Source organism: Oscillospiraceae bacterium (genome assembly GCA_035353335.1).
GTDB lineage: Bacteria > Bacillota > Clostridia > Oscillospirales > JAKOTC01 > DAOPZJ01.
In genome coordinates this window covers 1-9,265 of record DAOPZJ010000075.1, presented here as the reverse complement: position 1 = coordinate 9,265, position 9,265 = coordinate 1, and the positions used below count along the sequence as shown (strand labels likewise).

Below are 9,265 nucleotides of genomic sequence, written 5' to 3'. Positions count from 1 at the left end.
TACCACATCCTCTTGAAATTGTTCCGTGATAACCCTCTGTTCTAGTCAAGACCCATTATTAAATATCGACCGTTTTTTATATGTTCGAAGAGGTACCGGACCGCATTTGACGATTTCGAAATTTATCAGCTTTGATTAATTATTTGTCATTTTTTTATTACAACTTTTATTGAAATAAAATTTTTGTAAAAAAAAGTGCCATGAGGCACAAAATAAGGGGTTAAAAGAGAGGGAGATAAACGAACAGGCGGCTGCAGGGCAGCCATGGCCAAAAAACCGACCAACTGTTCTTTTTTATAATAGCATAACCTTCACAGATTGTCCATACTCTGTCTTGCAAATGTGGAAAACTTTCTTGATTTTGGCAGTGATGTCAAATCCGATTCCTATTTTTTGTGCAAACTGACTATCTTGCTTTTTGAAAGAAACGCTGCAGCAGTGTTTTGCATTCTTCTTCAAGCACGCCGGTTTCAATTTTAACAAATCCGGAAAACGGCATCGCAAAAAGATTGCAGACCGACCCACAGCATCCGGTATGGTCTTCTTTTGCGCCGATGACAACCCGTTCGATTCGGGAATTTATGATGGCTCCTGCGCACATCGCGCACGGTTCCAGTGTCACATAGAGCGTACAGCCAGTCAGCCGCCAGTCGCTGACGGCAATAGCTGCTTGCCGAATGGCTTCGATTTCAGCATGCGCCGTCGGATCTTTTTTACTCTGACAGCGGTTTTGGCCGCATCCGATAATTTTATTTTCCTTGACGACTACAGCACCTACCGGTACATCCCCTTTTTCGGCGGCAGATGACGCTAAGGCTAACGCCGTTTTCATGAATTCACAATTCATAATTCATGAAGTCGTTATCCCAAGAAATTTGCATACGGGAAAATGCTGTTCACCCAGTCTTGAATCAACGTGGTCATGAAGAAAGCCGTAACAGCCATTAAAACAATGCTGATGAGAATCGTGGGAGCTTTAAAAAAGACACCGTACCCCTTTTTCCTTCCGTCCAATTCAAAAGGCTGCCGGTCGTTTCTCCATACCCCGCTCTTTTTTGCGGTCGCGGCCGTAAAAATCGCCGCGATCGCTCCAATCAGGAAGAGAACACCCCAAGTGATATAGGTGACGACATCGCCGATTTGTTCACCGAGCTTTTCGGCAACAATATTCAAACCGAAAGCGATTGTGTTGTTGATCAGATGCAGCAATACCGGAGTCCAGAGAGAACCGGTATAAACCGCCGCTGCGCCGAGTACAAGGCCGAACAGGAAGGCAAAAGGAATTTGATAGGTATTGCCGTGAATGATACCGAAAACGAAAGCGGAACAAACAATTGCAAAGATATTGCCGTATCTGCGCAGAATCTGCAGAATAACGCCGCGGAAGGCGAATTCCTCAAAAATCGCAGCTAAAAGCGAAGTGCAGACAAATTGTACAATCAACGCACCGGTTTCGGTCACCGGCGAAAAAGCGGCATCGAGCAGCGGCTGATAAGTATTCAACTTGATTAAGGAGAGGAACTGGTCAAAATATCCCGCGATATTTTGCAAAACCGGAATGCATCCGATGCCCATAAAAACGACCGGCAGAAAGGTGTGAGGTTTCGGCATCTCCGCTGAAATCAATTCACCCTTATCCCGCTTTGTGACGAAAAACAGAATAAAAAAGGGGATACCCATACTGAGGACATAGACAAACGTTTGAAACAATTGATCTGTCAATTGACCCTTTGAGCTGAGCGCCGGAATTAAAGATATAATCACACCCAGGATATTTTGTGCTGCAATAAAAATCAACAGCGACATCCCTACCAATATCGCATCTTTGCGCAGGAAATATTTCTTCCACTGCCGCTGCAGTTCAATATCCATATCTTCCGGCAGCTTTTTATAGAATTCTTTTTTATAATTTTCCATTATTTCTTCTCCGTTCGAGCGCTTTTATAGTGATTATACAGTTGTTTTGTGATGATTGCAAGAAATTTTTGACTTTCATATTTTCAACTATAAAGAGCATAAAAAAAACTTAATGATGATAAGAAAAAGAGGCGGATAATATCCGCCTCTTTTAATTCGAAATGATTTATCAGCCTTTAATAGAACCCTTGAGCATGCCTGCAGCAAAGTATTTTTGCATGAACGGATAGAGAATGAGAATCGGAAGGAAGGAAACTATGGTCATCGCCGCTCCGAGCGCATCTGGATTCAACGAGCCGGCGCTGGCATTCTGTATGCCCATCGCTTTTAATTGTTCGTTTAATTCATTGATACGCGTCGGCCCGAAATTGACGAAGAAGATCTCGCGGATTTTTACCGGGAACGTTCTCATCTCGGGTTTGGAGGTAATATACAGGATGGAGGGCATATATTGGTTCCAATAACCGACTGCGGTGAACAGTGTCGTCGCTGAGATAACCGACTTCGACAGCGGGAGTATGATTTTCGTGAAAACCGTAAATTCACCGGCCCCGTCGATTTTCGCCGCCTCAAACAACGATTTCGGCAAGCCCCAGAAATAGTTTCTGATGACGACCATATTGAACGCACTGATGATTCCTGGGATAATCAAAACTCTGTATGTATTGAACCAGCCGAGCGATTTCATCAGCAGGAAGCCGGCTACCATACCGCCGCCGATGAACATCGGAATGACGATCAAGAAATAAACCATGTTGATCATGCCGGGTAAATCACGCTTGGAAAGCGCATAAGCGCCCATGCAGTTGAATACCATCGCGCCTGCGGCACCGAGCACCGTGATGTAAACACTGTTGAGAAACGGACGGTAGACTGAGGAATCCAACACGATCATCTGATAAAACATCGTAGTGAATTCGCGGGGGAAAATCGTGAGGTCAATCGAAGGAGTAGACATATCCAACGAGGTTTTTATGACAAAAATGACGGGAAATATGAAAAAGATCGAAAACATTACCATCAAGATATTGTTTACAACGCCGAATCTTTTTTCGCCTTTTGAACGCAGCATATATTCTCGCCTCCTCTTTAAAAGATTCCGCGGCCGTCGTCAGACAGCTTTTTAGCGGTTTGATTGACGATGATGGTCATAATTGCACCGAATGCAGTTTTAAACAAGCTCATAGCAGACGAAAGGCCGAAGTTTCCGTCCTGGCTTCCTCCGAAAGCGGTATAGTAGACCAGGGTGTCCAGAACGAGCGATACGTCGCGGTTCGATGCATTGCCCAAAATAAACATCGAGTCAAACAGGTTGAGAATGCCGCTGAAAGACATGATTAATTGCAGAAGGATAATGCCTTTCAGAGCCGGCAGGGTCACGTGCCAGGTCTGGCGCCATCTGCCTGCTCCGTCGATTGCCGCAGCTTCATACAGCGAATGGTCGATTGAAGCCATTGTAGCTAAGTATAAAATGGTACCCCAGCCCACGCTTTTCCAAAGCGACAGCAGAACATACATGAACGGGAACCATTTCGGATCGCCCAGGAAGTAAACCGACTGACCGCCCAGCTTTACGACCAAGCTGTTAATCCAGCCGTAGTCCGGGTCGAGCAGGATTTTAAAAATGCCGCCGATGACAACCCAGTTGATAAAGTGCGGAACCGTCGTCACCGTCTGAATGCCCTTCTTGAATCCTTGTGCCCGCATTTCATTGAACATCAGTGCCAGAATGATCGGCGCCGGGAAATTGATGACATAGCCGAGTGCTGCGTACATAATGTTATTGCGGAGCGCCCGCGGGAAATCGCTCATTCGCATCAGCCCGACCAAATTTTCCATACCGGTCCAGGCTTTAAACCCGGCGGCGGATGTGTATTCGCAGAATGCCGTAAACATTCCGGGCATCGGGACGTATGTAAAGATAACATACATTAAAACTGCCGGCAAGATCATCAGATACACGATCAGATCTTGAGGCGAGAGCCCCCATGGCCTCGGTTCCACTTTTTGTAACGGGCTCCGAACCTCTTCAACTTCGGTCCGTGTCGCAACGCTCATAAGTAAAGGCACCACCTTTGATAGATATAGGAATTTCTGAACAGACAGATACCCAGTTCAGTGTTCTAATTCATTATAACCGTTGTTTGTATATTTTTAAATGATACTATTTTAACATTTATGGTACTAATTTAACATTTTGCCTTATTCGTGGCAATTTCGTGTAAATTTGTTTTTTTCTTACTAATTCATCTGTTCGCCATAAGGAAATTCAGACGTAATATTTTTAATTAGTCGTCATTTTTACTAATTATATTTAAAATTACATCTCTTTTATTGGCTCTGTTGTTTTTATATGATTGTGCAATATGCACAATCCGTTACACCGAACGCTGCCGAAACTGATTTGGCGATACCCCGTAATACTTTTTAAAAATACGAATAAAATAACCGGTATCATAATAATGCAGTTTTTCGGCGATGGCATAAATTTTAAGATTCGTCTCCGTCAGCAGCCTTTTTGCCTCCTGCATTTTGCAGTCGCAGACATAGTCGGTGAAAGCAATTCCCTCTGCCTGCTTAAACACTTTGGACAGATAGTTTGGGTGGATGCCGAGATATTCCGCTACGTTGACCAACGAAAAACTCTCATAGACCATCTCCTGAATATAGCGCTTTGCCCGCTGCACAAGAGCCACCTGAGAGCGGTTTGATTCACCGCCGGAGGAGACGACAATCTCGTTCTTTCCGTACATTTCACTATTGCGTACCATATCGAGAAGTGTCCGGTATGCGGGAAAGAATCCGACTTTTCCATTAAAACGCTCTGAGATATAGACCGAAACCGAGATGCCGTTTTCATTGAAAATCGACTTGATGCCCGTAAACCGGGCACGTACCAATTCTTCATTCAGCGAGCCGTTTATTACAGCGGTAAGCCGTCCGCCGAAAAACATGAAAACAATTGTAATATTCGGAAAATCCCGTTTGATCTGTTCCGCGAGGTAACTGTAATAAAATTCGGCATTTGCAGCATTATCGAGGCCGCCGAGCTCAATCGAACAAATCGCGCCGCCGGAAAAGTCGAAACCGAGGTCGTAGCGGTTCCGGAGCTGATCGTATCGGTCATCATTGTCGCGGCCGAGGGCTGAAAAGTCTTCGTTCATGGAAAATGAGAGATATTCGGAGATACTTTTTTTAGGCAGCTCAATAGTTTTGAGGCCGAGAAAATATTTCTTGCGCATCTCATAAACCTTTTGAAGCAGGGACATCTCATCGACCGGTTTTTCAATGTAATCATCGGCGTCGTACATGAACGACTGGCGCACCGCTCCGAATGAACTGTCCCCCGAGAGCATGATTACTTTGATGCCCCCATACTGTTGTTTGACAATTTTCAACAGATCGGTACCGAGCATATCCGGCAAATGCAAGTCCATAATGCAGAGTTGGATGATGTGTTCTTCAAGCCGTGTCAACGCCTCCTGGGAGTCGACAGCCTCATATATCGCGATACCGTCCCCCGCTCTTCTGCAGATACTGCGAACGTGCGCGCGGATGTTCATATCGTCATCTACAATCAGAATGTTAAACATCTTCTTCCTCCACTTCAAAGTCCTCAAGCTGGTGAATTACCGGCTGCGGTTTTTCCGCCGCCATTGTTACCGTTACTTTCGTATAGCATCCCTGGCGGCTTTTCAGTTTAATTCCGTATTGATTGCCGTAATAAAGCTGAATCCGTTTCTGCGCATTTACAAGGCCGGATTCACTGTGCGAGTTTTCGTCATCAAGCAGCTGTTGAAATACTTCTAATCGGTTTTTATTGATGCCCTTGCCGTTGTCAATAATCTCGAAGACGAGTTTCTCCTCCATACGGTAGGCTCTTATGATAATGATAAATCGTTTGCGGGAAGAATCGAAGCCGTGAACCACCGCGTTTTCGACAATCGTTTGGACAATCAGATTGAGCATCTCAATGTTTTTGATATTTTCTTCGCATTCGATGCGGAATTCAAAATTACTGTATTTGAATTCGCATATTTTCAAATACATCTCGCAGCAGAGCAAAACATCCCCGACGCCGAGAAAATCGTTTCCCTTGTTAAAAACCAAACGATACATCTTTGAAAGGTATCCCGTGATCCTGTTGACGTCGACAATTTCGCCGGCATTGGCCTTATAGGCGATCGAATCAAGTGTGTTATATAAAAAGTGGGGATTGATCTGGCTCTGTAAAAATTTCAGTTCCATACTCTTCATCAAAAGGTCTTTTTGATAAGAGTCGTTGATATTGGTTTTGATTTTTCGCACCATCATATTGAAGACGCGGGTCACTTCATCCCACTCGCGCTCCTCGAATTCTTTCTGAATGACGTCATAATCGTTATTTTGGATTTTTTCGAGCCGCGAGACCAGATCCATGACCGGATCATAGACCGTCTTGATGATCAAACTTCTCGCAAAGAAAATCCAAACCAGGATGTCGAGGACAAGACAGATGCCCGTTACAGATAAAAATCGGTACATCTCATTATAATAAGAAGAAGCAGGTGCGGCATAAATCGCTTTAACAGATCCGGATTTATCATAATCCGCATAAGTAAAATAACGAACACCGTTTGCATTTATAATCTTTTGCCCGTGTTCATCGTTTTGCGAAAAGGCTTTTAACAGAGCGCCGTTGGCGCCGTTTTCAGTATCAGTGGAGAATAAGACTGTGTTACCCGTCAGCAGTGTGACAAATTCACCGTCCACACCCGATGGGTCATTGCTCATTGCAGCATCGAAAAAGTCATCCGCTACTTTTAAAAACAAAAAGACCATCCGCGGCGTCCCGCTGTCCGGTATTTTATATACATAATAAACACCGGTTCTCCCGGTAAACACATCGGTATAATTTATAAACAAATTTTTCGATTCGTTCATATACAATTGATATAAATTAAATTCTTTGCTGTCTGTGACATTATCATTAAATGAAACCCCTAATCCGGAGGTGATAGATATATATTCAACGGGAAAATACAGGCCGGCTTCAGTAAGCTTTGAGTCGGCCACAATCATTTGCAGCATATTATATGCTCGATCCATTTCGGTGTTCGATTTCAACGGTTCCAATTTAAAACTGTCCTGCGTAATATAGTTAAAATTGACTTCGCTGCTTAAAGTCGCGGCTACTTTATCGGTATATGCCTCGATGGAATCCACAAAATCCACGGTGGTGAAAAAGGCATTTTCAATATGCCGTTTAGAACGGTCATTGATGCCGCCGAACACGAAAATGCAGCCGGCTGTCATGAACAGCAGCTGAACCACACAGATTAAAATGACTACGAAAATTAATTTTCCCTTAAGTGTAACTTTTTTCTTACCCTTATCTTTGAATTTAACCATGCCGTTCGTTTGGTCTTTAATGTTTTCGGCTCCGCTGTTCATATTCTCTCTCCTTTCCGATTGTATTTCTGTTCTTATTTTAATACAGAGAGACAGATATTTCAAGCAAAAATTGTGTCGAATCTAAAAAAATAGTAAAATTGTGATGTATAATGCCGCCGAATTACCGGACATAGTTTACATAAGCGGGTAAAAGCGGTATAATTTACTTTAATAACCATGCGGAGGTGTTGACTTGAAAATCACGTTTATCGGTGCGGATCATGAAGTGACAGGGAGTTGTACCTATCTGGAGGCCGCAGGAAAACGGTTCCTGGTGGACTGCGGTATGGAACAAGGTCCGAATCAATTTGAGAACCAAGAGATACCGGTTGCGGACGGTACGCTTGATTTTATGCTGCTCACCCATGCGCATATCGATCATTCGGGATTAATCCCCCTGCTTTATAAAAACGGATTCCGCGGTAAAATCTACTGCTCCGACGCAACTGCGGCGTTATGCCGGATTATGCTGCGCGACTGTGCGCACATTCAGGAATTTGAAGCCGAATGGCGCAATCGCAAGGCAAAACGTGCCGACGACAGAGCGTTTGAACCGCTGTATACCATGGAGGATGCCGAGGGCTCGCTGACTTTATTCGAGACCTGCGGTTATCGGGAAACCGTTAATATCTATGAGGGCATCGAGTTCAATTTAACAGACGCAGGGCATCTGCTCGGGTCGTCAAGCATCCGGCTGACGTTGACCGAAAACGGCATGTCGAGAAGCATCATCTTCTCCGGCGATATCGGTAACATCAACCAGCCGCTCGTCAACGACCCGCAATACCCCGCTCCGGCGGATTACGTTGTCACCGAGTCCACTTACGGCAACCGAACCCATGAACCGCCGCCCGATTATGCAAAGGCGTTAGCCGAGATCATCGACCGCACCTTCTCACGGGGCGGCAATGTCGTAATCCCCTCATTCGCCATCGGCAGAACGCAGGAAATGCTCTATTTCATCCGGCGTATCAAATCCGAAGGGCTCACCCGTTATCCGAACTTCAGAGTCATTGTTGACAGCCCTCTTGCGATCGAGGCAACCGGTATTTTCGCCAATACCGATCCGCAGTATTTTGATGAGGAGACCCGTGAATTGCATCAAAAAGGCATTGACCCGATCAAGTTTGACGGCCTTCAAACCACTGTCACAAGCGATGACTCCAGGCAGATCAATACCGACACCGAACCGAAGGTCATCATCTCGGCGAGTGGGATGTGCGAAGCGGGCCGGATCCGGCATCATTTGAAACACAATCTCTGGCGAAAAGAATGCAGCATCGTCTTTGTCGGATATCAGGCTGTCGGAACGCTTGGGCGGATTTTGCTCGACGGCGAAAAAAACGTAAAGCTCTTCGGCGAGGAGATCGCCGTGAAAGCCGATATCGTCAATCTGCCCGGCATCAGCGGACATGCGGATGAAAACGAACTGCTGAAGTGGATCACACAATATAACCCCGCGCCGAAAAAGGTCTTTGTCAACCACGGCGATAACACCGTTTGCGAAGAATACAGGGACAAGCTGCGCTCACTGGGACTTGATGCGGACACCCCTTACAGCGGTACAACCTTTGACCTTCTGTCCGAACGGTATCTTTATCTCGCCCAACCGGTGTCAATTGATAAGAAGCAGCCCGCCGCTGCCGTTTCTACCGTGTTTGACCGCCTTGTCAGCGCAGGAAAACGCCTTGCGGCTTTAATTAATGCAAAAAAGGGTATGTCAAACAAAGATTTGGCCAAATTCGCCGACCAGATCAACGCGTTGACGGATAAGTGGGAGAAATAAACTCCGAAAAACGCCAAAAAAAGCGAGCGGTTCACCCGCTCGTTTTTAGTTTGGAATAACTCTATCTTCACCCCGCGTTCACAACCCGCCCGTCTGATAATCTTATAATCCGGTCGCAGAGATTGCCGA

General features: G+C 45.3%; 7 protein-coding genes. 1 reads left to right on the top strand and 6 read right to left on the bottom strand.

Annotated features, from left to right (window positions below; all coding sequences use genetic code 11):
- Window positions 1-406 precede the first annotated feature (406 nt).
- From tadA to PKH29_11730, 6 genes are all read right to left on the bottom strand, one after another.
- Complete coding sequence (gene tadA / locus PKH29_11755; GenBank protein HNX15512.1) at window positions 407-847, bottom strand: tRNA adenosine(34) deaminase TadA; 441 nt, start codon at window positions 845-847, stop codon at window positions 407-409.
- Window positions 848-861: 14 nt separating this feature from the next.
- Window positions 862-1,917, bottom strand: a complete 1,056-nt coding sequence (locus PKH29_11750; protein HNX15511.1) for a type II CAAX endopeptidase family protein — start codon at window positions 1,915-1,917, stop codon at window positions 862-864.
- A gap of 169 nt (window positions 1,918-2,086) precedes the next feature.
- Complete coding sequence (locus tag PKH29_11745) at window positions 2,087-2,989, bottom strand: carbohydrate ABC transporter permease (protein ID HNX15510.1); 903 nt, start codon at window positions 2,987-2,989, stop codon at window positions 2,087-2,089.
- A gap of 17 nt (window positions 2,990-3,006) precedes the next feature.
- Entirely contained in the window at window positions 3,007-3,975 is a 969-nt protein-coding gene (locus PKH29_11740) for an ABC transporter permease subunit (protein ID HNX15509.1), read from the bottom strand.
- Between the two features lie 320 nt (window positions 3,976-4,295).
- Window positions 4,296-5,510, bottom strand: a complete 1,215-nt coding sequence (locus PKH29_11735) for a response regulator (protein HNX15508.1) — start codon at window positions 5,508-5,510, stop codon at window positions 4,296-4,298.
- On the bottom strand, window positions 5,503-7,350 hold the full coding sequence (locus PKH29_11730; GenBank protein ID HNX15507.1) for a histidine kinase: 1,848 nt from the start codon (window positions 7,348-7,350) through the stop codon (window positions 5,503-5,505). Before PKH29_11730 ends, PKH29_11735 begins: the two co-directional genes overlap by 8 nt.
- A gap of 193 nt (window positions 7,351-7,543) precedes the next feature.
- Here PKH29_11730 and PKH29_11725 point away from each other — a divergent pair, with 193 nt between their 5' ends.
- Window positions 7,544-9,136, top strand: a complete 1,593-nt coding sequence (locus tag PKH29_11725) for an MBL fold metallo-hydrolase (GenBank protein HNX15506.1) — start codon at window positions 7,544-7,546, stop codon at window positions 9,134-9,136.
- Window positions 9,137-9,265: the final 129 nt, after the last annotated feature.

Excerpts from the sequence above, each read along its gene's own strand:
- PKH29_11745 (HNX15510.1), bottom strand. The coding sequence starts at position 2,989 with ATGCTGCGTTCAAAAGGCGAAAAAAGATTCGGCGTTGTAAACAATATC.
- PKH29_11740 (HNX15509.1), bottom strand. The coding sequence starts at position 3,975 with ATGAGCGTTGCGACACGGACCGAAGTTGAAGAGGTTCGGAGCCCGTTA.
- PKH29_11735 (HNX15508.1), bottom strand. The coding sequence starts at position 5,510 with ATGTTTAACATTCTGATTGTAGATGACGATATGAACATCCGCGCGCAC.
- PKH29_11730 (HNX15507.1), bottom strand. The coding sequence starts at position 7,350 with ATGAACAGCGGAGCCGAAAACATTAAAGACCAAACGAACGGCATGGTT.
- PKH29_11750 (HNX15511.1), bottom strand. The coding sequence starts at position 1,917 with ATGGAAAATTATAAAAAAGAATTCTATAAAAAGCTGCCGGAAGATATG.
- tadA (HNX15512.1), bottom strand. The coding sequence starts at position 847 with ATGAATTGTGAATTCATGAAAACGGCGTTAGCCTTAGCGTCATCTGCC.